This window comes from Aurantimonas endophytica (genome assembly GCF_014196845.1).
In the GTDB taxonomy this organism is placed as follows: domain Bacteria; phylum Pseudomonadota; class Alphaproteobacteria; order Rhizobiales; family Rhizobiaceae; genus Aurantimonas; species Aurantimonas endophytica.
Window position 1 is genome coordinate 238,676 of sequence record NZ_JACIEM010000003.1, and the last position, 23,075, is coordinate 261,750.

17 protein-coding genes are annotated in these 23,075 nt (G+C 66.9%); 6 read left to right on the forward strand and 11 right to left on the reverse strand.

Going from position 1 to position 23,075, the window contains the following annotated elements:
• Positions 1-276: 276 nt before the first annotated feature.
• The 4 genes from GGR03_RS12235 (at position 277) to GGR03_RS12250 (ending at position 4,589) form a co-directional block, all read left to right on the forward strand.
• Positions 277-1,218 carry a LysR family transcriptional regulator gene (locus tag GGR03_RS12235; RefSeq protein ID WP_183208409.1) on the forward strand — a complete coding sequence of 314 codons (942 nt, stop codon included), beginning with the start codon at positions 277-279 and terminating at the stop codon, positions 1,216-1,218.
• Positions 1,219-1,281: 63 nt separating this feature from the next.
• Positions 1,282-2,268 (forward strand): 2-hydroxyacid dehydrogenase, encoded by a 987-nt coding sequence (locus GGR03_RS12240; RefSeq protein WP_183208411.1) that lies wholly within the window; start codon positions 1,282-1,284, stop codon positions 2,266-2,268.
• A gap of 17 nt (positions 2,269-2,285) precedes the next feature.
• A complete protein-coding gene (locus GGR03_RS12245) occupies positions 2,286-3,476 on the forward strand; it encodes an enolase C-terminal domain-like protein (RefSeq protein WP_210292121.1) in 1,191 nt (396 codons plus the stop codon).
• 3 nt (positions 3,477-3,479) lie between these two features.
• Complete coding sequence (locus GGR03_RS12250) at positions 3,480-4,589, forward strand: maleylacetate reductase (RefSeq protein ID WP_183208413.1); 1,110 nt, start codon at positions 3,480-3,482, stop codon at positions 4,587-4,589.
• Between the two features lie 21 nt (positions 4,590-4,610).
• Here the strand turns inward: GGR03_RS12250 and GGR03_RS12255 are convergent, their stop codons facing one another.
• From GGR03_RS12255 to GGR03_RS12295, 9 genes are all read right to left on the reverse strand, one after another.
• Positions 4,611-5,816, reverse strand: coding sequence for a CoA transferase (locus GGR03_RS12255; protein WP_183208415.1), 1,206 nt, complete (start codon positions 5,814-5,816; stop codon positions 4,611-4,613).
• Positions 5,817-5,880: 64 nt separating this feature from the next.
• A complete protein-coding gene (locus GGR03_RS12260; RefSeq protein WP_183208417.1) occupies positions 5,881-6,816 on the reverse strand; it encodes a LysR substrate-binding domain-containing protein in 936 nt (311 codons plus the stop codon).
• A gap of 176 nt (positions 6,817-6,992) precedes the next feature.
• Positions 6,993-8,690, reverse strand: a complete 1,698-nt coding sequence (locus GGR03_RS12265) for an acyl-CoA dehydrogenase family protein (RefSeq protein WP_183208418.1) — start codon at positions 8,688-8,690, stop codon at positions 6,993-6,995.
• Between the two features lie 69 nt (positions 8,691-8,759).
• Positions 8,760-11,387, reverse strand: coding sequence for a 2-oxoglutarate dehydrogenase E1 component (locus tag GGR03_RS12270; protein WP_183208420.1), 2,628 nt, complete (start codon positions 11,385-11,387; stop codon positions 8,760-8,762).
• Positions 11,388-11,810: 423 nt separating this feature from the next.
• Entirely contained in the window at positions 11,811-12,848 is a 1,038-nt protein-coding gene (locus tag GGR03_RS12275; RefSeq protein WP_183208422.1) for an SMP-30/gluconolactonase/LRE family protein, read from the reverse strand.
• A 140-nt stretch (positions 12,849-12,988) separates the two neighbouring features.
• Complete coding sequence (locus tag GGR03_RS12280) at positions 12,989-14,302, reverse strand: TRAP transporter large permease (RefSeq protein ID WP_183208424.1); 1,314 nt, start codon at positions 14,300-14,302, stop codon at positions 12,989-12,991.
• Entirely contained in the window at positions 14,299-14,832 is a 534-nt protein-coding gene (locus GGR03_RS12285) for a TRAP transporter small permease subunit (protein WP_183208425.1), read from the reverse strand. Before GGR03_RS12285 ends, GGR03_RS12280 begins: the two co-directional genes overlap by 4 nt.
• A 69-nt stretch (positions 14,833-14,901) precedes the next feature.
• Entirely contained in the window at positions 14,902-15,942 is a 1,041-nt protein-coding gene (gene dctP, locus GGR03_RS12290) for a TRAP transporter substrate-binding protein DctP (protein ID WP_183208426.1), read from the reverse strand.
• 53 nt (positions 15,943-15,995) lie between these two features.
• Complete coding sequence (locus GGR03_RS12295; RefSeq protein WP_183208428.1) at positions 15,996-17,309, reverse strand: hydroxymethylglutaryl-CoA reductase, degradative; 1,314 nt, start codon at positions 17,307-17,309, stop codon at positions 15,996-15,998.
• Between the two features lie 127 nt (positions 17,310-17,436).
• Between GGR03_RS12295 and GGR03_RS12300 the strand changes: the two genes are divergently transcribed.
• A complete protein-coding gene (locus GGR03_RS12300) occupies positions 17,437-18,819 on the forward strand; it encodes an aminotransferase-like domain-containing protein (protein WP_183208430.1) in 1,383 nt (460 codons plus the stop codon).
• 169 nt (positions 18,820-18,988) lie between these two features.
• Here GGR03_RS12300 and argE read toward each other — a convergent pair whose 3' ends face one another.
• On the reverse strand, positions 18,989-20,191 hold the full coding sequence (argE, locus tag GGR03_RS12305) for an acetylornithine deacetylase (RefSeq protein WP_183208431.1): 1,203 nt from the start codon (positions 20,189-20,191) through the stop codon (positions 18,989-18,991).
• A 50-nt stretch (positions 20,192-20,241) separates the two neighbouring features.
• Entirely contained in the window at positions 20,242-21,165 is a 924-nt protein-coding gene (locus GGR03_RS12310; RefSeq protein WP_183208434.1) for a LysR substrate-binding domain-containing protein, read from the reverse strand.
• 148 nt (positions 21,166-21,313) lie between these two features.
• Between GGR03_RS12310 and GGR03_RS12315 the strand changes: the two genes are divergently transcribed.
• Positions 21,314-22,915: an ABC transporter substrate-binding protein gene (locus GGR03_RS12315; RefSeq protein ID WP_183208436.1), complete on the forward strand. Its 1,602-nt coding sequence runs from the start codon at positions 21,314-21,316 to the stop codon at positions 22,913-22,915.
• Positions 22,916-23,075: the final 160 nt, after the last annotated feature.

Genomic DNA, 23,075 nt, shown 5'->3' on the forward strand with positions numbered 1-23,075 from the left:
GCACGATCACGGCGCGTTCTGGCGCCAGGAACCGTCTGCGCAAGAGCGGATGAGGCCGGGTCCGACAGACCGCGGCGCGCCTCCTCCGGCACGAGAACGGTCGCGAGCATCGCCACCCGGCTCGTTCGCACCTCGCACTATGAAGGGCTTCCCGACCGTGTCTAATTATTTTATCTGATCCTTTAAGAACGACAGCTTATCACGTCCTCCGCCCTTCGGATCCACGGCGAGCGGCTTTCCGACGCGGGGGAAACCAGCTCACAAGGAGCATCGTTCATGGATCGCCGGCGCCTGGAGTGTTTCGTCGCCCTTGCAGAGGAGCTGCATTTCGGCCGCGCGGCCAGCCGCAGCGGCATCAGCCAGCCCGGTCTCAGCCAGCAGCTTCGCCAGCTCGAGGAGCAGTTGCAGGTCCAGTTGCTTCACCGCAGCAAGCGGCAGGTCTCCCTGACCCGGGCAGGCGAAGTCTTCCTCGACGAGGCGCGGAAAATCCTGCGCTCGATGTCCGCGGCGGTCGAACTGACACGGCAGACCGATGACGGGCTGATCGGTACGTTGCGCGTCGGCACGACGCCCTCCGCGCTGTTCATCACCATGCCGGAGATCCTGCTGCGTTTTCGCGCCGCCCTGCCCGAGGTGCATGTCGACGTCCAGCAGATGACGACGGACGAGCAGCTGGCGGCGCTGCGGAGCGGCGAGATCCATGTCGGCCTTCTGCATCCCCCGATCGAGGATGAGTCGGTGCACTGCGAGGTCATTGCGGAGCTGCCGTTCAAGTTGGTGCTGTCGGAAGAGAACCCGCTGGCAAGGAAGCCGACGCTCACCCTTTCCGATCTTGCCCACGAAACCTTCATCCTGTTTCCGCGTGGGGTCGCGCCGCATGTATACGACCACCTGATCGCACTCTGCCACAATGCCGGTTTCAGCCCCCGTACGATCATCGAGATCTCGCCCGCGCAGTCGATCGTCGCCATGGCCGCCTGCAATCTCGGGGTCGGGTTTGTCGCGGCCCATGTGCAGCATTACGATCGCGCCCTTGCGGCCTATCGCACCCTCGAATCCGCCACGCCGCGCCTCAGCGTCGCCGCCGCCTACCCACGCAAGGCTCCGGCACCCCTCGCACAGCAATTCGTTGCGATCGGCGCGGCGGCGCTGGCGGGATACCGCGGCGAGAAGGCTCCTTCTGATAAGTCGGGATTATCAGACCATCCAGCAAAATAATTGGACCACATGATATTCGGCAATTAGCGTCGCGGTCTTTCGGAGGGGAGGCCGGACGACGCGATGAAGATTTTCATGATCGGCGAAGCCGCCAATCACGCCGAGAAGCTGGCGGCAGGCCTCAGGGAGCCGCTCCAGATCGTCCCGCTGCCGCGCGAAGCCGCCTATTCCGATGCCTTCGACGCGCAGATCGCGCCCGAGGATGCCGTCATCTCGCTGCGCCTGAAGCGCCCTGGCGGTTTGTGTCCTGCCTTCCGGCTGCTTCATGTCCCGGGGGCGGGATTGGACGGGATCGATTTTTCCGCGTTGTCGGCCGGCACCACCGTGTGCAACGTCTTCGAGCACGAGATCCCCATCGCCGAATACGTCCTGGCAGCGATGCTGGAATGGGAGATCCGCGCCGTGGAGATGCGGCGGAGCTTCTCGCCGGAGAGCTGGCCGGACATCTATCGCCAGCGCGTGCCGCACGACGAGATCCACGGCAAGACGCTCGGCCTCATCGGTTTCGGGCGGATCGGCCGCGCCATCGCCTCCCGCGCCAAGGCCTTCGGCATGCGCATTCTGGCGCTCGATGCCTATGCGGCGGATCTCGGGCCCGCCGACCGCATCATGCCGCCGGATCAGCTGGATCAGCTGCTCCCCGAGGTCGACTATCTCGTCCTTGCCTGCCCTCTGACGGAGGCGACGAACGGGCTGATCGGCCGCGACCAGCTTGCGGCGATGAAGCCGAGCGCCGTGCTGATCAACATATCGCGGGCCGAGATCGCCGACGAGGCGGCGCTGTTCGAGGCGCTGTCCGGCAAGGTGATCGGCGGCGCCTGTCTCGACGTCTGGTATCGGTATCCGACCGGGTCGGACGATCGTGTCGAGCCTTCGGCCTTCCCGTTCCACCAGCTCGAGAACGCTGTCTGCACCCCGCATTCCTCGGCCTGGACGCGCCAGCTGCCGCTGCGGCGCTACGCCTTCATGGCCGCCAATCTCGACCGGCTGGCCCGCGGCGAGGCACTTCTCAACGTCGTCCGCGCGCCCGCAGCCGAACCCGCCCAATGACCGGAGCCGATACAAGCATGTCCAGCCCGACCCCGATCCGCATCACCGGCGTGACGACGCTCGTCGTCAACGCGGAGATGCGCAACTGGATCTTCGTCAAGGTGCAGACCGACCAGGACGGTCTCTACGGCTGGGGTGAAGCCAGCCTCAACTGGAAGACCCGCGCCGTCGCCGCGACCGTGGAGGATCTCGAGCCGCTGCTGATCGGCAAGGACCCGCGCGACATCGAGCAGATCGTCCGCATCCTGAACAAGCACAGCTACTACAAGCTCGGCATCATCGGGGCGACCGCCATCAGCGGCATCGAGCACGCGCTCTGGGATATTTTCGGCAAGAGCGTCGGCCTGCCGGTATGGCGCCTGCTCGGCGGCCAGACGCGCAACGAGGTCCGGGTCTACACCCATCTTGGCCTCGGCGACATGCGCTCGGTCTACGAGACCTTCGACGAGGGGGCGCTGCGCGACAAGGCGCTGGCGGTGGTCGAGAAGGGCTACGACGCCCTGAAGGTCGTGTTCATCCCCTACTCTCACTACTCGGTGGACATCCCGTCGCGCCGGCACGTCGGGCGGCTGATGAAGGTCCTTCGCGAGGCGGTGGGCGAGAGCGTCGACATCATGGTCGATTTCCACGGGCGTCCCGCCACCGTTGCGGGTGCGCTGCAGTATATCGAGGAGCTGGCGCCCTACAGCCCGATGTTCTGCGAGGAGCCGGTGCAGCCGGGCGACACCCAGGCGCTGCGCATGGTCACCGAGCGCGCCAACTGCCCGATCGCCTCCGGCGAACGGCTGGTCGGCTACAAGGAATTCGAGCCGCTGTTCGAGCAGAAGGCCCTGCACATCATCCAGCCGGACCTCAACCATACTGGCGGCATCCTCGAGGGCAAGAAGATCGCCGCCGCTGCCGAGCAGGCGATGATGGGCGTCGCGCCGCACAACCCGAACGGGCCGATCGCCGGCGCGGCGGCGCTGCACTACGACATCTCGATCCCGAACTTCGTCATCCAGGAAGAGATGTCCGGTGCCGTGCCCTGGTACGACGACGTCGTGTCGACGCCGATGCGCCGGGTCGGCTCGGCCTGGCAGATCCCGCATGCGCCGGGCCTCGGCGTGGAGATCAACGAGGCCGAGGCCGCCAAGCACCCCTTCAAGCCGGAAGTGATGCATACGCTGAGCGCCGTGCTCGGCGACGGCACCATCGTGGACTGGTAGAGCATGAACCTGATCAGAAAAGTCGCGCCCACCGCCGCGCCGACGACCTTCGAGACCCCGGGCGACGTCTATAACGCCACTCCGCCCCGCATCGTCTTCGGCGCCGGTTCCGCCGGGCGGGTGGCGGACGAGGTCCGCCGGCTCGGATGCAGCCGCGCGCTGGTCGTCTCCACCCCCGGGCGCGGAGCGATGGCGCAGCGTGTCGTGGCGAGCCTTGGCGATCTCTGCGTCGGGCTGCTGGCCGAGGCGATTTCGCAGGTACCGATCGAACTGGCGCGCTCCTGCCGGATCAAGGCGCGCGAGATGGAGGCCGACTGTCTGGTCAGCGTCGGTGGCGGCGCCTCGATCGGGCTCGGCAAGGCGATCTCGCTCGAACTTGCGCTGCCGATCATCGCCATCCCGACAACCTATTCCGGGTCGGAGGTCACGGGGTTCTGCGGCATCACCATCGACAACGTGAAGCGCATGCACACGAGCCTGCGCATGCTGGCGGCGACGGTCATCTATGATCCGGAGCTGTCGTTGTCGCTGCCGGTCGATGTCAGCGCCGCGAGCGCGATGAACGCGCTCGCCCACTGCGTCGACGCGGTGTACGTGCCGACCGTCAACCCGATGAACGCCATGGCCGCGGCCGAGGGCGCGGGTGCCATCACCGAGGGCCTGCGCGGTGTCGTTGCCGATCCGCGCGATCTCGGCGCCCGCACGCAGCTTCTCTACGGCGCTTATCTCGCAGGAGCGGCCCTGGCCGGCGGCTTTGCCCTGCAGCACGGCCTCGCCCATACGCTGGGCGGATCGTTCGGCGTGCCGCACGGCCTGTCGCACGCGCTCGTCCTGCCGCACGTCGCCGCCTACAATGCGCAGTTTGCCCCTGACAAGATCGGGACCCTCGAGGCGGCGCTGGCGGTGCCCTCGCTCGGCGGCGCGCTGTTCGACCTGCTCGGCGACATCGGCCTGCCGAACCGTCTGACGGATGTCGGCATCAGCGAGGCCGACATCCCGGAGATCGCCCGGATCACCGTCGAGACCGACAACGGGCTCAATCCCGGGCCCGTCACGGAAGAGGCGGTGACGCAGATCACCCTCGCGGCGCTCAGGGGCGCACGGCCGCGCTGAGCCGCGCCGGCAGGCCCTCCCTCAGAGACTGACGACGCCCTTTTCCGCGAGCCGCGCGATCTCGTGCGCGCAAAGCCCGAGACGATCGTGCAGGACCGCTTCCGTGGCGCTGCCCAGCCGCGGCGCCGGCCCCGGCTCCTGCCGCGGCACCGCGCCGAAAGCGAGGGGGCTGCCGGGCGTCAGGAACCGCCCGATCCCCGGATGATCGACCTGGCTGAACATCGGATTGGCCGTCGAGAAGCGCGGATCCTCGCCGACCAGCTGCACGAAATCCTGATACGCGCCCCAGAGCACGCCCCCGGCGTCGAGCGTCTCGCGGATCTCGGCCAGCGTGCGCCCGGCGAACCAGGGCTCGAGCACGGCCGAGATCGCATGGCGGGCGGCGAAGCGGCCGCCTTCGGTCGAAAGATCCACCGCCATCATCGGCCCGATCATCGCCAGCCGCTCCGATAGCCCCGTCGCCTTGCCGAGCGCCGCCCACTGGCGGTCGGTGATCGCCACCACCATGATCCGCCGCCCGTCTCGCGTGGCGAAATCGTGCCCGTAGGCGCCGTAGAGATCGTTGCCGATCGGCTGGCGGCCGGCACCGTTGATTTCGACCTCGGCGGTGAAGCCGAGATTGGCCACGGTCGCCAGCATGACGTCGGCGAGCGACAGCACGACCTTCTGACCGGCCCCGGTGCGCGAGCGATGCCGCTCCGCCGCCAACAGACCCGTGGCGATGTAGAGGCCGGCGGCGATGTCCCAGACCGGCAGCACGTGATTGACGGGATCGGCCGTGGCGCCCGTCGCGAACGGCAGCCCGCTGGCGCAATTGACCGTGTAGTCGACGGCACTCGACCCGTCCGGATTGCCGGTGAGTTGCAGCATGATCAGGTCCTGCCGGCTTTGGCGCAGCACATCGTAGTCCATCCAGCCCTTTGCCGGCAGGTTGGTGACCAGCATGCCCCGCCCCTCTCCCGGCGCGGCAATCAATGCCCGGGCGAGTTCCTGTCCCTCGGCATGGCGGAGGTCGATCGCCACGGAGCGCTTGCCCTTGTTGAGCGACGCCCAGTAGATGCTTTCGCCTGCCGCGTTCAGCGGCCAGCGGCGATAGTCGATATTGCCGCCGATCGGATCGATCCGGATCACCTCGGCGCCGAGCTGGGCAAGGGTCATGCCGCCGAGCGGCGCCGCGATGAAGGCGGAAACCTCGATCACGCAAAGATCGGTGAGAAGCGGCGTCATGAGTCTCTTCCTCTTGGTGCTGTCCCCCGCGGCACTGGGGGCGGCGCGGGATCGGGCGCGGCGCTCAGTCCGACGACATGCCGTGCATGGTGCCGTCGATCTTGCCGGCACGGACCAGCTCCTCGACACATTCATGGACGAGGCTCAGCACGGCGCGCGTCACCCGCGACACGGGCTGGTTCAGCGGCGTCGCCGTGATCAGCTTGGCCTGCATCGCCGGCGAAGAGATGCGGCGGGCGACGAGGCGCCCCGCCTCGACCTCCTGGTGGACGGCACCGAACGGCAGGATCGTCGCGCCATGGCCGTTCAGGACGAGCTGCTTGAGGGCGGCGACGGAATCCATCTCCGCCTTGATCTGCAGCACCACCCCCGCCTGGCGCACCGCCGCGTCCACCACCCGTCGCAGCCCGTTTTCGGGCCCGGGCAGGACGAACTCGAACTGATCCAGCGCATCGATCGCGAGAGGCGAGGAATCGCCGTTCGGTGCCGGCGGCTGGATCAGGTACAGATATTCCTCGAGCAGCGGCGCCACATGCATGCTTCGTCCGCGTCGCGCGTCGTAGAGGATCGCGAGATCCAGCCGCCCGGCTTCGATCCATTCCATCAGGATGCCGCTGAAGCCCTCGCGCGTGCGCAAAACGGCGTCGGGATAGCGCCAGCGAAAACGCTCGTCGAGCGGCGCCCCGAGTGTCGCGCAGAGCGAGGGCGGCAGCCCGATCGTGACAGTCCCGGTCATGCGCTCGGAATCTTCCTGGATCGCCTCGCGAATGTCGGCCAGCGCCTCCAGCAGCGGCTTGACCGCCGCGTAGAGCTTGCGCCCCGACGGGGTCAGGGCGATGCCGCGACCGTGGCGATAGAACAGCTCGGTCCGAAGCTCCGATTCCAGCTTGCGCACCTGCCGGCTGAGTGCCGGTTGGGTCAGGCCCAGCGAAGCCGCCGCCCTGGAAAAGCTCCCGAGCTCGGTCACCTGGACGAAATAGCTGAGCGTCAGGAACTCCATCCGGCCTCGATCAATCCCGTCGCCTGCGGCGAAGCACCCTTCCCACGCTGGCGACGGACGCGTCATCCTCCGCGCGGCCTTCGCCCGCCGTGGCGTCAGCCTTACGGGAACGGCGCCTCGGCGCGCAACAGAATCGGCTCCTGCCGAGGGATCGGCCATCGCGGCCATCGACCGTGTCAGTTGCGCCCGGCAAGCACGCCACGCGCCACGACCTGCGCCTGGATTTCGGCTGCCCCCTCGAAGATGTTGAGAATGCGCGCGTCGCACAGGACGCGGCTGATCTCGTATTCCAGGGCGAAGCCGTTGCCGCCATGGATCTGCAGCGAATTGTCGGCGTTGGCCCAGGCAGTGCGCGCAGCGAGCAGCTTGGCCATGCCCGCCTCGATGTCGCATCGCCGACCGCTGTCCTTCTCCCGTGCCGCGAAATACGTCAGCTGGCGTGCCGCCATCGTCTCCACAACCATGCGGCCGAGCTTGCCGGCGATGCGCGGAAAATCCAGCAGCGACCTGCCGAACTGAACGCGTTCGCTGGCATAGCGGAAGCCGAGCTCCATGGCGTTCTGCGCCACCCCCACGGCGCGTGCGCCGGTCTGGATGCGGGCGGATTCAAACGTCGCCATCAGCTGCTTGAAGCCCTCGCCCTCGCGCCCGCCGAGCAGCGCATCGGCCGGCACCGTGAAGCCCTCGAAGCTCAGCTCGTATTCCTTCATGCCGCGATAGCCGAGCACGGCGATCTCGCCGCCAGCCATGCCCTCGGCCGGGAACGGGTCCGCGTCGCTGCCCCGCGGCTTCTCGGCAAGCAGCATGGAAAGACCGCGATAGCCGGGTTCCTCCGGATTTGTGCGCACCAGCAGCGTCATCAGGTCGCTGCGCGCCGCGTGGGTGATCCAGGTCTTGCTGCCGGTGACGGCGTAGGCATCGCCCGTCAGGACCGCCCTTGTGCGCAGCGCGCCGAGGTCGGAGCCGGTGTTCGGCTCGGTGAAGACGGCGGTCGGCAGGATCGCGCCGCTGGCGATGCCGGGGAGATAGCGGGCCTTCTGTGCGGGCGTCCCGGCCTGCCCGATGAGTTCCCCGGCGATCTCGGAGCGGGTGCCGAGCGAGCCGGCGCCGATATAGCCGCGCGACAATTCCTCGGTGACGACGCACATGGCGAGCTTGCCCATGCCGAGGCCGCCATCGGCTTCCGGGATGGTCAGGCCGAAGACGCCCATCTCGGCCATGTCGGCGATCAGCGGCAGCGGGATCAGTTCGTCCTTCAGGTGCCATTGATGCGCGAAAGGCGCGATCTTCTCCTCGGTGAAACGCCGGAACTGCTCGCGGACCATTTCCAGCGTGTCGTCGCACAGGCCCGGATCGCCTCCGCCCCCTTCGCCGATCGTGTCCGCCACGCAGTGCGCGATCCACACCGCCAGTTGCGGATCGGTGCCGATCCGGATGATGTCCGCCACGCCCGCCTGAAACGTCGAGAGCTCGTCCGGGGCAACCCCGAAATCTGCCGGCCGGACGATCTCCCCCTGGCTCATCCAGATGCCGCCCGCCATCTGGGCGAGATACTCGCCGAACAGCGCGGCAAGAATCGCCCGTTCCGTGGGACCGAGGCGGCCCGCCTCGTCCAGTCGCCGGCCCCAGTCATGCGACTGCGCCAGCGCCTGCGCATAGGTCGCGTACCAGGCAAAGCCGTGGACGATCGCCTGGTGCCGATCGATCCCGTCCTTGTCGATCACGCCGCCCGGCGCCACCGCCGCAAGCACGGCCTGGCGCAGGCTGCGGACGAGCTTATGGACATGGAGGAGCGTCGCGCCGACCCTTTCGAGGATATCGGTCGCGTCGCCGATGGGCGGCTGGCTCGGCTCGGCGCCGGACACTGGGTTCATGTTCGTCCTTCCAGCTCATGCTCGGCATGTGGCTTCCCGGGTACGGCGCTCCCGTTCCGCCTCCGCCCGTCATCCGGCAGCGAACGCCGCCTCGACGATCACTGCTTGGTCGCGGTCGTGGTCGCCATGAAAGCTGCCCGCCGGCGAGGCCGCTTCCGGCCGGGCGACGCAGGCAAGCTGCGGCCGGCGGACACCCGCCTGCGTCAGCAGGCTTTCGATGCGGCGATCGAGATGGCGCCACGCCCCGAAATTCTCCGGCTCCTCCTGCACCCAGCGATACGCCGCGTCCGGCCAGCGCCTGAACAGTTCCACCAGCTTCAGCACCGGCAGCGGATAGAGCCGCTCGAGGCGGACGATGGCGGTGCCGTCATGGCGTTGGTCCTCGCCACGCCGCCGCTCCAGTTCGTAGGCGATTTTGCCCGTGCAGAGCAGCACCCGATCGACGGGCGTGTCCGGGACACAGCTGGCGATCACCGGCCGAAACCGCGTTCCGGCGTCGAAGTCGGTGAGCGGCGACACCGCCGCCGGCAGCCGCAGGAGCGTCTTCGGGCTCATGACGATCAGCGGCTTGCGCCACGGCGCGAGCACCTGCCGGCGCAGCAGGTGAAAGTAGTTAGCCGGCGTTGACGGATTGGCAATCTGGATGTTGTCGCGCGCCGCCAGCTGCAGGAACCGCTCCATCCGCGCCGAGGAATGTTCCGGCCCCTGCCCCTCCAGCCCGTGCGGCAGGAGCATGACGAGGCCGGAGGGCTGGCGCCACTTGTCTTCGGCCGAACAGACGAACTGGTCGACGATGATCTGCGCGCCATTGGCGAAATCGCCGAACTGCGCCTCCCAGATCACCAGCGCCTCCGGCGCATCGAGGCTGTAGCCGTACTCGAAACCGAGCACCGCGTGCTCGGACAGCGGGCTGTTGACGACGTCGAACCAGGCCTGATCCGGCGAAAGCTGGTTGAGGCTGATATGGCGGCGGTCGCTGGCAGTGTCGGTGATCGCGAAGTGGCGGTGCGAAAAGGCGCCGCGTATCACGTCCTGGCCGCTGAGCCGCACCGGGACGCCCTGCGTCAGCAGCGTGGCGAAGCAGGCGGCCTCGGCGACCGCCCAGTTGAGCCCCGCCTCGATCGCGTCCGCCCGCTGGCCGACCAGCCGCGCCACCTTGTCGTCGGCTTCGACCGTCGCGGGGACGGCGGCGAGACTCCGGATGAGGCTTTCGAGGCGCTGCCGCTCGACGCCCGTCCCGATGTCCCAGCCCCCGGTTTCTCCGCGCCCCGTCGGCGCATAGGCTGCCCAGATGCCGTTGGGAAAACCGTCGGCGTTTGGCCGATACTCCTCTGCCGCCGCAAGCCCCTCCCGATAGGTGCCTCGCCACCGCTCGGCAGCCTGCGCCTCGTCGTCGGCACCGATGACCGAGGCTTCGGCAAGCATCTCCGCATAATGCTGGCGGACCCGCTTGTGCGCGCCGATGGTCCTGTAAAGGGTCGGATGCGTGAAACGCGGCTCGTCGATCTCGTTATGGCCCTTGCGGCGATAGCAGACGAGATCGATCACCGTATCGCAGTCATGCGCGTTCCTTGCGGCGACGGCGAGATCGGCCGCCAGCAAGGCCGCGTCCGGCTCGTCGCCGTTCACGTGGAAGATCGGGCTGTCGATGCTTTTCCAGATGCCGGTGCAGTGACGCGAGCTTCGGGCCTCGTCGCGGTTGGTGGTGAAGCCGATCTGGTTGTTGACGACGACATGGATCGTGCCGCCAACGCCGAATCCGCCGAGTTCGGCCAGTTGGCAGGTCTCGGCCACCGAGCCCTGGCCGACGACGCTGGCGTCGGTGTGCAGCAGGATGGCCAGCACCTTCCGCCGCTCTCCGCCCGCTTTTACCCTCCGGTCACCGGCAGCGCGCGTCCGGCCGAGGACGACCGGGTTGACCGCTTCCAGATGCGACGGGTTCGGGGAGAGGACCACGCGCAGCAGCCGCTCGCCGTAACGCAACTCGCCCCCATGACCGAGATGATAGGGAACGTCCGCAGGCACCGGCATGTCGGTGGCGAAGGGATGAGTCCCGGTGAAGGTCGCGAAAAGCCGGGGCAACGCCATCCCGAAGACGTTCGCCATCAGGTTCAGCCGGCCCCGATGCATGGTGCCGACATGCACCTCGTCGATGCCGGCCATGGCCGCCTGGTGCAGCAGGCGATCCACCAGCGGTATCAGCGTGTCGCCCCCCTCGATGCCGAAGCGCTTCTTCGTCGGGTATCGCGTACCCAGCAGAAGCTCGAACTCTTCCGCCGCCACGAGCAGGTCGAAGGCGCGCCGCCTCGCCGCCGCCCCCGGCCGTTGCGGACGCGCTTCGAATGCCACCCGAACCGCATTCCGGCGGACGGCGTCGTCGATATGCGCGCTTTCGAGGCTGAGGGAGCCGCAATAGAGTTCTCGCAGCCGTGTCTCTGCAGTCTGCCTGCCCGGGCCGTCGGCCGGAACACGGTGCAGCGGATCGAGGTCGGCAACGAGATGGCCCCGGTCGCGAATCTCTTCGCAGGCGAGGCTGTCGAGGCCGCACCTGTCGGCTTCGTCGAGCCCCTCCAGTTCCCGTATGGCGTCGAAGACGAAGCGCCAGTCCGGGCTCACCGCACCCGGCTCGACACCATGTTTCTCCTGCAGATCTTCCAGATATGCCGCGGATGCCGAAAGGAATGGGGACTGCTTCACTGACTGTCCTGATCGAGGAGCGGATGGTGACCGCATTCGCGCCCAGACCGGGAAGAATCCGGAACGTCTGCCGCCGACCAGGATATTACCGACCGACCGTTCCGACATCGGCCAGTTCGATCCTACCAGATATCAGGATCCGGCATGGGGCGAGCGCTTAGCCGAAGCCCTACACGAGGTTCAATCGGCAGAACCGGGCCGTCGTGACGAACACCTTCGGGAAACCGCCCAACGCGGCCATGGCCCGCTGTCGCACGATGACACGAAGCGGATTTCCTATGGCGCAGGGGTTGGGCACGTCGCCAATATGCCGGAAACAAGGGCCACCGAAGCGACCCTTGTTCCGTGTCGTCTCAATAACGACGTCGTCCTCGCAGGCGCCCCGTCGTTTTCTCGCCTTGCCCTCCGCTTGCGACCCGTCTGCTACTCGTCGATCGCAAAGCTCGGGGCCGCCTTGGCCAGCGCCCGGACGGCAAAAATCGTCGAGCCGCGTCCCCGGTCCCAGTCGTTCGTCAGGATCAGCATCTCGTCGGTCCCAGGCCGGATGGCCATGGAGGTCGAGCGCAGGTTGTGGCCTTCGTCCCGCCCCGGCAGCAGATACTGTCCGATCGGCAGGCCGAGCGGATTGAAGACCAGGACGCGGGCCTGGCCATACATCGCGACGTAGACGTTTCCGTCCGCATCGATGCGCAACGAGTCGGGTCCGGCGCCGGTAAAGGTGTAGGTGATCAGGTCCCCGAACGGCGCGACGGTCGTGGCGTCGCTGAGCGACACCCTGTGCAGCTTGCCGCCGGCCAGTTCCGTGACCCAGAGCGTCTTGCCGTCCGCACTGAGGCCGATGCCGTTCGCGATCCGCAGATTGGGCAGGATGGAAACCGGTTCGCCCCCGTCCGGGCCGACATAGTAGACCCCGCCATCCGGACGGCTGGACCCGCCTTTGAAATCGGTGAAGTAGAATCCACCCTGCTTGTCGAAGACGAGATCGTCGGCGAGGAAGCCGCTCGAGCGCGGCACGATCTCCTCGATATTCGTCCCGTCGGCGTCCATGGAGACCACCGATCCCTGGGCCGCGAAGTCGCCGAGTTCGGCCATGTAGATGCGGCCGTTCTTGTGGACCTCGAGGCCGGCGGGCCGCAGTTCGTTCTCTCCGAGGACGGTGGACAATTTCTTGTCGGGCGTCAGCCGGTAGACCCGGCCGCCGAAGACTTCACAGAACAGGAGATCGCCGCCCGGCTCGAAGACGGGGCATTCGAGCTGGAGTGCCTGGTCCGAGACCTTGAAGTACTCGACGGCCTCGACCGTCGGCAGATCGGCCTCGCTGACCGGCAGCGGCACCGCGCTCCGCAGGGCTTCCGGCAGGTCCAGCGCCGGCAGGGCCCGGTCGCTTTCCTGCGCCACTGCACACACGCCCGTCAGGAGAAGCGCCGCCAGCGCCACTTTTCCAATCAATATTCCACCCATGTTCGTTTCCTCCTCTTTTGCTGGTTTCCTGTTTCGCAAAGCCGGGATCGTCATCCGCCCAGCGCCTCTCCCCGAGTCACATCCGCTGCGCGATCGCGCGTCGCTTCTTCCGCGCCCCCCTTAGCGCCGATATCGAGCGATCATCGCGACATCAGCGCCGGCAGGAACGTCGTAAGCCCGGGAAACGCCACGCAGATCAGGAGCCCGGCGAGCTGGAGAAGAAAGAACGGCACGATGCCGCGATAGACCATCCCCATGCCGACCTCTTTCGGCAGCGTGCTCTTGATGTAGAAAAGCGTGTAGCCGAAGGGCGGGCTGATGTAGCCCATCTGGATCGTCAGGGCGTAGAGGACGCCGAACCAGATCTCGTCGAAACCGAGGAAGCGGACGACGGGAAGAAACACCGGAACGGTGAGCAGGATGATGCCGATCTCGTCGAGCACGGTGCCGAGAAAGATCAGGATCAGCATCATCACGGCGAGAACCAGATACGGGCTGACCCTCAACTGCTCGATACCGTTGAGCAGAGCGTCGGCGCCGCCAAGCCCGGTGAAGATGGCGACATAGGCCTTCGCGCCGATCGTGATCCACAGGATCATCGCGGTGGCCTTCAGCGTCACGAGGCAGCTTTGCGTCAATGTCGGCCATGTCAGATGCCGGCGGGTGGCCGCGGCCAGGGCCGCGCCGAAGACGCCCACGGCTGCCGCCTCGGTGGGCGTCGCGATGCCGAAGAAGATCGACCCGAGCACCATGACGATGATCAGCGAGGGCAGGACGAGTGTCTTCAGCGAGCGGAGCTTGTCGGCAAGGCTCGCCCGCGGCACGTCGGAAACATCGGGGACGAGTTCCGGCCGAAGCCACGAAATGACGACGATGTAGAGGATGTAGAGACCCGCCAGCAGGACCCCGGGCACGATGCCGGCGATCAGCATCTTTCCGATCGAGACCTGCGCCGTCACCGAATAGACGATCGTCAGGACCGACGGCGGGATGAGGATGCCCAGCGTGCCGGCGGCGCAGATCGTGCCCGTCGCCAGCCGGGCGTCGTAGCCCCGGCGCATCATTTCCGGCAGCGCCAGGATTCCCATCGCGGTCACGGCGGCGCCGACGACGCCGGTCATCGCGGCCATGACGACGCAGATGACCACGGTCCCGATCGCCAGCCCGCCCCGGATGCGGCCGAACCAGAGCTCCATCGCCCGGTAGAGATCCTCGATGATCCCGGATTTCTGCAGGATCACCGCCATGAAGATGTAGAGCGGGATCGCTAGCAGCGCTTCCGAGCGCATCGTGTCGAAGATCTGCAGGACCAGGATGATCAGGGCATTGGCGTCCCAGAACAGCACGGTGAACAATACCGACAGGCCGCCGAGGACGAAGGCGACCGGCAGTCCCGTCAGGAGAAAGACGGTCAGGCCCGCGAACATGAAGATGAGGATGCCGGTGGAGCTCATAGGCCGTCTTTCGTGCCTTCACCGGCTGGCGGCGTCACATCGTGGAAGAACAGCCGCAGCCACTCCGCCGCGGCCTGCAGGAACAAAAGGACCAATGCGATCGGGATCACGAACTTGATCGGCCAGATCACCGGGTTCCACGATGTGTAGGACGTCTCGCCCAGACCGTACGACTGCACGGCGAATGGCCAGGCATAATAGAGAAGGATGATCGCGAAGGCTGCGATGACCGGATAGTTCAGGAGGTCGAAGACCCGGTTGACCCGCGGCGATGCCGCCTGCCGCAGCAGGTCCAGATTCACGTGGCCGCCGGTGTGGAGCAGATACGGGCCGCCCAGCAGGAAATACGGTCCGAACAGCAGCGTGGCGAGCTCGAGCCCCCAGTCGGACGGCGCGTTGAAGCCGTAGCGGGCGACGACCGCATACAGCATGACCGGGACGATCAGCAGCAACAGCAGGCTCACCGCGTTGAACAGCCATCGATTGACCGCGGTGACGGACCGCACGAAACCGTCCACGATACTGGGCATAGGGCTCCCCCCCTTTGAGCGTCGTCGACCGCCGGCAGAAGCCGGCCGTCGACGCTTGTCGCGGAAGGTCTACTCGATCAGTCCGAGCTCACGCATCTGCTCGACCTGCGAATCGAGGATCCGGGTGGCGAGTTCGTCGCCCTTGGTCGCCTCGCGCCAGGCCTCGGACGCCACCAGCCGCGCCGCCTTGATGTCGGCCTCATCGAGGGTGATGACCTCGACTCCCTGCGTCTCGAATGCTTCGAGGGCGGTGGTGTCGCTCTTGGCCTTCGCCTCCTGATAGGCGGCCGACACGTCCTTGGCGGCCGTCGCCAAGGCTTCCTTGTAGCTGTCGGGCAACTGGTCGTAGGCCGCCTTGTTGGCGACGTAGGACGTCGCGGTGGTCGGCTGGTGGACCCCCGGCAGGATGATGTACTTGGCGACTTCTCCGAGGCCGGCATCGAGATTTGCCTGCATGTCGCCGCGGTCGGCAATATCGATCAGTCCCTTGTCGAGTGCCGAGTAGACCTCGCTGGTGGGCAATGGCGATACCGCCACGCCGAACTTGCTCATGACGCCGGAGGCAAGCCCCACAAAGCGACCCTTCTTGCCGGCGAGATCGGCGGTCGTCTCTATCCGAACCTTCGCGTGGATGGGTTCCTGGTCGTAGAATGTCGGGGCGATATACTGCAGGCCAGCGGGAGCATAGGCTTCCTGGGCCATCTCCAACCCGCCGCGCTCGTAGAACCAGTCGGCATATTGCTGCGATTCCGGATAGCCGAAGGGGATCGTGGCGGTGAAGGCCAGCGCCGGGATCTTTCCCGCCTCGTAGCCGTCGAAAGTCTTCATCAGCTGGAACGCGCCGCCGCGCACCGCGTCGAATGCCTGGGCCGGCGGCACGATCTGGCCGGCGGAAAACAGTTCGATCTCGAAATTGCCATCCGTCAGCTCGGCGACCCGATCGACATACATCTGCTCGTATTCCTGCGGCGTCGTCCCGCCGTCCCACAGCGCCTGCATGCGCCACGAGACCTTCTCCTCCTGAGCCAGAGCCGGCTGCGCCAGCACGGCAAGGGACATGGCGGCGGCCGAAAGGCAAAGCACCGACCGGCGGTTCAGATTCCAGGACATGGCATTCCTCCTCTTGTGTTTTTACGCGTTTCTTCGGCCGCCGGAGCGATCCGTCACCCCCCGCGCAGCTCTGCCAGAAGCGTCTGCGCCCGATCGGTGCGCACATCGCCCGCCTTCACCAGTTCGGCTGCGATCGTCTCCACCTCCTCGCCCAAGGCTCCGGCCACGATCGCGATGTTGCGGGCGTGAAGCGCCATGTGGCCGCGCTGGATACCCTCGGTAGCGAGCGCCCGCAGGGCCGCCATGTTCTGGGCGAGACCGACGGCGACGGTGACTTCCGCCAGCTCCTGGGCGGTCGTGACGCCAAGGACCTTCAGGGCGGCCTGGGCCGCCGGATGCGTCTTGGTAGCGCCGCCGACGAGGCCCACCGCCATCGGCATTTCGATGGTCCCGACGAGAGCCCCCTCGCCGTCGACTTCCCAGGTCGACAGCGAGGTATAGGAACCGCCGCGCGCGGCATAGGCGTGCGCGCCCGCCTCGATGGCCCGCCAGTCGTTGCCGGTCGCCACGATCACCGGGTCGATGCCGTTCATGATCCCCTTGTTGTGGGTCGCCGCGCGGTAGGGGTCGATCACCGCAAGCTCGTAGGCCTCCAGGATACCGTCGATCATGCGGCGCCCGGAAAACTCCTTGGTGGCCAGAGACTGTTCGGGAATGCGGACGCGGGCTCCCGCCAGTCGCTGGTCCGCCAGATTGGACAGGATGCGCAGGCGCACGGTGCCGCCTGTCAGTTCCGCGACCGTCGGCGCCACCGCCTCGGCCATGGTGTTCACGGCGTTGGCTCCCATCGCGTCGCGGACGTCGACGAGCAGATGCAGGACGACCATCGGGCCACGCGCCGTCTGCGGGAAGACGTGCACCTCGATGTCCTTGCATCCACCGCCGAGCTTGATCAGCAGCGCGTCCCGGCTGTTGGCGATGGCGAGGATCTGCTCACGCGCCGCAAGCAGCTTCGACCGGGCACCGTGGGGGTCGGTAATTCCGACGAGCTGGACCTGCGCGCGCATCACGGGCGCCGTCGACGATGTCTGGAAACCGCCATTGTCGCGGGCGATCCGTGCCATGTAGGAGGCGGCTGCAACGACCGAGGGCTCCTCGACCACCATCGGCACCAGATAGTCGCGACCGTTGATGGTGAAGTTCGTGGCGATGCCGAGCGGCAGCTGGAACGTGCCGATGACGTTCTCGATCATGCCATTCGCGCGGACCGGGTCGAGAGCGCCGGACTGGCCGAAGATCGCGACGTCGCTATCGGCGAGGCCCGTCGCCTCGGCAAGCACAGCGAGGCGTTGCTCGGGCGTCTTGTTGCGATAGCCTTCCAGGCGTGAGTTCACCGCCTGCCGAGGGGCGTCCGTCGGCCGATCCATTCTTCCTCCCTGCACATCTCAAACTTGGATGCTTGGTGGAATTGTCCTAGAATATCCGGGACAATCAAGGGACAATTACGGGTGTTTCGACCAGTACTGTCCCAGCCAGAAAGGGGGGACGGTTTGCATGGCGCTCGAGCGCACGCGGGTTGCGGCCATCGTCGAAACCGTATCCGCGAATCTGCTGCAAGGTGCCTACAAGATCGGCGAGCGGTTGCCGTCGGTGCGGCGAGCCGCGCAGGCCCACGGCGTTTCCAAGAACACCATGGCCGAGGCCTACGACCAGCTCGTGGCCCAGGGGCTGCTGCAGGCGCGGCCGGGATCGGGTTACTACGTCTCTCGACGCGACCTGCCGCAGGCAAGCACCGCCTCCCCCCATCTGGCGGCCGCCATCGATCGCGTCTCCCTGCTGCGCGAGCAGCTCGACTGCCATTACGAGGTGCGGCCGGGCGACGGGCGCCCCCCGGCGTCATGGATGGAAGGATCGGAGCTTCGGCGACATTTTTCGGGATCGAGAGCGAGCGGGCCTGACGCCGACGACTTCGGCTACGGCAGCGTGCGGGGCTTTGCGCCGCTGCGCGAACGCCTTCGCCTGATGCTGATGGAGCGCTCGATCGCCGCCGCGCCTGACGGGGTGCTGCTCACGCATGGCGCGAACCACGCGCACGACCTGATCATCCGGCATCTTCTGGAGCCCGGCGATACGGTCCTCGTGGACGATCCGGGCTACTATCCGCTGTTCGCGAAGCTGGCGCTGGCGAAGGTCAGGATGATCGGGGTAAGCCGGACGCAGGACGGGCCGGACCTCGACGATCTCAGGCAAAAGCTCGCCACCACCCGCCCCAAGCTCTTCTTCACGCAATCGCAGGCGCACAACCCGACCGGCGGATCGCTGTCTCCGCCCGCGGCATTCGGCATCCTGCAGGCCACGGAACAATGGGGGACGCTGGTGGTCGAGAACGATGCGTTTGCGGACATCGTGCCGCCGGCGATGACGCGTCTGGCAGCGCTCGATCAGCTCAACAGGGTGATCTATGTCGGGACGTTCTCGAAGACGCTGTCCGCAAGCCTGCGATGCGGCTTCCTGGCGGGGCATCCCTCGCTCGTCCAGCCGCTGACGGACATCAAGATGCTGACTGGCGTCGCGACTTCGGGCTACGTCGAGCGTTTCGTCTTCAACCTCATCCAGGGCGGCCAGTATCTGCGCCATCTCCGGCGCTTGCGATCCCGCGTCGAAAGCGCCAACCAGGTGGTGGCGAGCGAACTTGAAGCCATCGGCCTGCCCGTCCGCCCGAGCAAGGTGCCGGGGTTCTATCTCTGGGTTCAGTTTGCGCAGGCTGTGGACGAGGTGGAGCTCTGCCAGGCGGCAGCCCGTGAAAGCATCTTCCTCGCACCCGGATCGATTTTTTCCCCGAACCGATCGGGCAATGCCCGCGCCGCAATCCGCATCAACGTCGCCTATGGCGCCGATCCGCGCCTTCTCGAATTTCTCAAGCGATCCGTCGGTTGAAACCGGCTAATGCGGCGCCTCCATTCGAGGCGTGAAAATGGCCTTTCCTTCATCTGTCTGAATTGTCGAACTCGGCCGAGACGATCCAGGAAGCGGGTGAGCGTTTTACAGTGAATGGATGAGATCTACGCGGCGGCATGCGAGGCAATCAGGCGCCGCCCGGATCCCGTCAGGCTCGCAGGCGGCGAAATTCCTGCCCCGCGCCCTGCCCGGATTCTGCGGCCCAGTCGATCAGATCGGCGAGGAAGGCGTCGCAGCGTTGGAGCTGGGCGATCTCGACATATTCGTCGGGGCGATGCGCCTCGGCGATGCGGCCGGGGCCGCAGATGACGGTTTCGATGCCGAGGATTTCCTTGAAACGACCGGCCTCCGTGCCGTAGGCCACCTTGGCGTGGCCATTGCTGCCGGCAAAGCGCTGGGCGAGCTTGACGAGTTCGCTCTCCGGCGCGGTCTCGATCCCCGGCACGGCGGCGAAGACGTCGATCGCGATCCCCGCCTCCGGGGCGATCGCCTGCATCTCCGGCTCCAGCACGTCCCGGGCATAAGCCGCGATCTCGGCGACCAGGGCGTCCGGGTCCTCGCCCGGCATGACGCGGAACTCGAACTCGAACTGGCAGGCGTCGGGCACGATGTTCAGCGCGGTTCCGCCGCGGATCTTGCCGGTATGCGCGGTGGTGAAGGGCACGTCATAGGCTTCGTCGCGCTGGCCTTCGCGGGCGAGGCGCGCGCCGATCTCCCGCAGCCGGGCGATGAAGAGCGCCGCATATTCGACCGCGTTGACGCCCTGCGGCGCCAGCGAAGAGTGGCAGGCGCGGCCGGTCACCGTGACCCGCGCCGAGCGCTTGGCCTTGTGCGCGACGACCACCGCCATCGAGGTCGGCTCGCCGACGACGCAATATTGCGGCAGGGTGGCGCGGCCCTTCAGGGCTTCCAGCAGCCCGACGACCCCGACGCATCCGACTTCCTCGTCATAGGAGAATGCGAGATGGATCGGACGCGCCAGATCGGCGGCCAGCATGTTCGGCACCGCGGCAAGGGCGCAGGCGAGGAACCCCTTCATGTCGCAGGCGCCGCGGCCATGGAGCCGGCCGCTTCGTTCCGTCAGCGTGAACGGATCGCTCTGCCATTCCTGCCCCGCCACCGGCACGACATCCGTGTGACCGGAAAGGATGATGCCCGGCACGTCCGCCGGCCCAATCGTCGCCCAGAGATTGGCTTTCCGGCCGCTGGCGTCATAGACGCGCTCGCTCGCCACTCCGAGACCCGCGAGATAGGCCTCGACGAAGTCGATGAGCGCGAGGTTGGAGCCGCTGCTGGTCGTATCGAAGCCGACGAGATGGCGCAGGAGTTCGGGGCTCGACTGGGGATGCATGGAAGAAACTCCGACGGGCGCCGTTCGGGAGACGACGCGGGGGACGACGATCAGATGAGAGCCTTGCGCACCTGCGCCATGAAATCCGCGGCGGCAAGCGACAGAGGCCGGCTGGCGGGCGAAAGGAAGCAGGCGCGATAGGGAATGGCCGGCGCGAACGGCCGCACGACGATGCCGCTGCCGAGCTGGTGGACGATCGGGAAGGGATTGAGCAGCGCGACACCCAGCCCTTCGCGAACGAACTCCGCCGCCGAGACCGCCGTCGCGGTCTCGATGACCATGTGGCGGCGCACCCCGACCTTGTCGAAGAACCGGTCGATCTGGCTGCGGCCGGAATGGCGGCGGGTCAGCGCGACGAACGGCTGGCCTTCCAGATCCTGCGGCCGGATGATCTCGAGGTCGGCCAGTCGGTGGCGGCTCGGCAGGGCGCAGATCGCCTCCGTCGCGACCAGGAGATCGCTGCGCACGCCGTCATGCACGACGGCGGTGTCGGTCAGGCCGATATCGTGGCGGTCTTCGGCTATGCCGGTCACCAGCACGTCGCTCGACAGGACCTCGAAGACGATTTCGAGAGCCGGATTGGTCTTGGTGAACCGGGCGACGATCGGCGGCAGGAAGCGGTGCGCGATCGTCGGCGGCGCGGCGATGCGCAGCGTTCCGCCATGCGAGCTGGCGGCGCTCGAGCGATCGACGATCCGGCCGAGAGCCGCAAAGATCGGGCCCAGCTCGTCGTTGACCGCCAGCGCGTCGGGATTGGGGACCAGCCGGCCTCCGGATCGATCGAAGAGCTGCCGGCCGAGCGTTGCTTCAAGCTCCGCGAGCGCCCGGCTCACCGCCGACTGCGACAGGCCGAGACGCTGCGCCGCAAGCGTCGTCTTGCCGGTCTCGACCAAAGCGCGCAGCACCTCGAGCTCACGAAGCGTGAAGCCCGCGCGGCGCGGCTCCTGTCGGACGGGCGATGATTTTTCAGGCATGTCTATGCAATAAATGTATATCTTTTGCTCTTTTAAATTCAACTACAGCATAATAGCCTCACTGCCAACAGTCGGATGGACCCGGCGGTGCGGCGTTCGGACAAGAGGTCCGGCGCGCCCAGATCCTCGTTGTTCGTGGAGAGACATGATGAAAACAGGTGCCCTCTTTACCTGCCTCGTCGCCGGCACCGTCCTGTCCGGCGCGGCCCAGGCGGCTGACCTCGTCGTCGGTCTCAAGTCGGAAGCAACCTCGATGGACCCGCAGTTTCACCAGCTGTCGACCAACACCCAGGTGCTGCTCAACATCTTCGAGGGGCTGACCAACCAGGATCCGCTGCAGAAGGTGACCCCGGCGCTGGCGACCGAGTGGGAGGCGATCGACGACACGACCTGGCGCTTCACTTTGCGTGACGGCGTCAAGTTCCAGAACGGCAGCACCTTCTCGCCCCGCGACGTGATCTACACCTATTGCCGTGTGCCGCTGGTCGAGAACTCGCCCTCGTCCTTCACCATCTACACGGCGACCATCACCGACGTGAAACCGGACGGCGACAACGCCGTGCTGATCAGCACCGACGGCCCGAACCCGCTGCTGCCGACCGATGTCGCCAACCTGCCGATCCTCTCGGCCGACGCTGCCGGCGCCGAAGACACCGTCACCTACAAGCCGGGCGGCGAATGCGAGGGCATGGGGACCGTGCCGCAATCGGCCGACTTCAATTCTCCCGATGTGACCGTGGGGACCGGACCCTACCGGCTGGAAAGCTTCGTCCGCGGCAGCCAGATGGTGCTGACGCGCTATGAGGACTACTGGGGCGAGCAGCCCGACTGGGACAAGGTGACGCTGCGGCCGCTGACCAGCGACGGGCCGCGGGTGGCCGCGCTGCTGTCGGGCGACGTCGACATGATCGAGTCGCCGCCGATCCAGGACCTGCCGCGCATCGAGCAGGCCGGCTACAGCGTCGTCGATGCGCTGTCGAACCGCATCATCTATCTCGCGATGGACCAGGACGGCGAGGCCCCGAGCATCGCCGGGACGGACGGCAAGAACCCGCTGCTTGACAAGAAGGTTCGCGAGGCGATCTCGCTGGCCGTCAACCGCGAGGCCATCGTCGAGCGCATCATGGGCGGCTATGCCCAGGCCGCCGGGGAATTGCTGCCGCCGCCGATGTTCGGCACCAACGGCCGCGCCGTCGATGCCTACGATCCGGAAAAGGCCAAGCAGCTCCTCACCGAAGCCGGCTATCTGGACGGTTTCGAGATCACGCTCGGCACGCCGAACGATCGCTACATCAACGACGCCCAGGTCGCCCAGGCCGTCGCCCAGATGCTGGCACGGATCGGCATCCGGACCAATGTCGACGCGCAGACGGCGAGCCAGTTCTTCTCCCGCCGCAACGCGCTCGACTTCCCGATGTATCTCGCCGGCTGGAGCGCCTCCTCGGGCGAGATGTCGTCGCCGCTGAAGTCGCTGGTCGCCACCTACAACAAGGAAGCGGGGACCGGCCCGACCAACGCCGGGCGCTATTCCAACCCGGCGATGGACGAACTCCTGAAGACGGCGATGACGACGATCGACGATGCGGAGCGCGAGAAGATGCTGCAGGAGGCCGAGCAGATGGTCCTCGACGATTTCGGCATCATCCCGCTGCATTACGAGCAGACGGTCTGGGCCCTGAAGGAGGGGCTGACCTACGAGCCGCGCGTCGACCAGTACACGATCGCCTCGCAAGTCCGCGCCGCGGAATGATGCGGCGCTGATCCACTTCGCCGAACGAAGCCGAGGCGGCGCCGCCAAGTGGTAGGCGCCGCCCTCGCCCGATGACTTCGCCGCCCCCCGGCGAGCCGTCTACCGCCAGCCCCGGACGCCCTGACGCGCGCCGGCCGCTGGATGGCCCGATCCAACCCGG

Coding starts and splice junctions, on each gene's coding strand:
- GGR03_RS12235 (WP_183208409.1), top strand. CDS start 277: ATGGATCGCCGGCGCCTGGAGTGTTTCGTCGCCCTTGCAGAGGAGCTG.
- GGR03_RS12240 (WP_183208411.1), top strand. CDS start 1,282: ATGAAGATTTTCATGATCGGCGAAGCCGCCAATCACGCCGAGAAGCTG.
- GGR03_RS12245 (WP_210292121.1), top strand. CDS start 2,286: ATGTCCAGCCCGACCCCGATCCGCATCACCGGCGTGACGACGCTCGTC.
- GGR03_RS12250 (WP_183208413.1), top strand. CDS start 3,480: ATGAACCTGATCAGAAAAGTCGCGCCCACCGCCGCGCCGACGACCTTC.
- GGR03_RS12255 (WP_183208415.1), bottom strand. CDS start 5,816: ATGACGCCGCTTCTCACCGATCTTTGCGTGATCGAGGTTTCCGCCTTC.
- GGR03_RS12260 (WP_183208417.1), bottom strand. CDS start 6,816: ATGGAGTTCCTGACGCTCAGCTATTTCGTCCAGGTGACCGAGCTCGGG.
- GGR03_RS12265 (WP_183208418.1), bottom strand. CDS start 8,690: ATGAACCCAGTGTCCGGCGCCGAGCCGAGCCAGCCGCCCATCGGCGAC.
- GGR03_RS12275 (WP_183208422.1), bottom strand. CDS start 12,848: ATGGGTGGAATATTGATTGGAAAAGTGGCGCTGGCGGCGCTTCTCCTG.
- GGR03_RS12280 (WP_183208424.1), bottom strand. CDS start 14,302: ATGAGCTCCACCGGCATCCTCATCTTCATGTTCGCGGGCCTGACCGTC.
- GGR03_RS12285 (WP_183208425.1), bottom strand. CDS start 14,832: ATGCCCAGTATCGTGGACGGTTTCGTGCGGTCCGTCACCGCGGTCAAT.
- dctP (WP_183208426.1), bottom strand. CDS start 15,942: ATGTCCTGGAATCTGAACCGCCGGTCGGTGCTTTGCCTTTCGGCCGCC.
- GGR03_RS12295 (WP_183208428.1), bottom strand. CDS start 17,309: ATGGATCGGCCGACGGACGCCCCTCGGCAGGCGGTGAACTCACGCCTG.
- GGR03_RS12300 (WP_183208430.1), top strand. CDS start 17,437: ATGGCGCTCGAGCGCACGCGGGTTGCGGCCATCGTCGAAACCGTATCC.
- argE (WP_183208431.1), bottom strand. CDS start 20,191: ATGCATCCCCAGTCGAGCCCCGAACTCCTGCGCCATCTCGTCGGCTTC.
- GGR03_RS12310 (WP_183208434.1), bottom strand. CDS start 21,165: ATGCCTGAAAAATCATCGCCCGTCCGACAGGAGCCGCGCCGCGCGGGC.
- GGR03_RS12315 (WP_183208436.1), top strand. CDS start 21,314: ATGAAAACAGGTGCCCTCTTTACCTGCCTCGTCGCCGGCACCGTCCTG.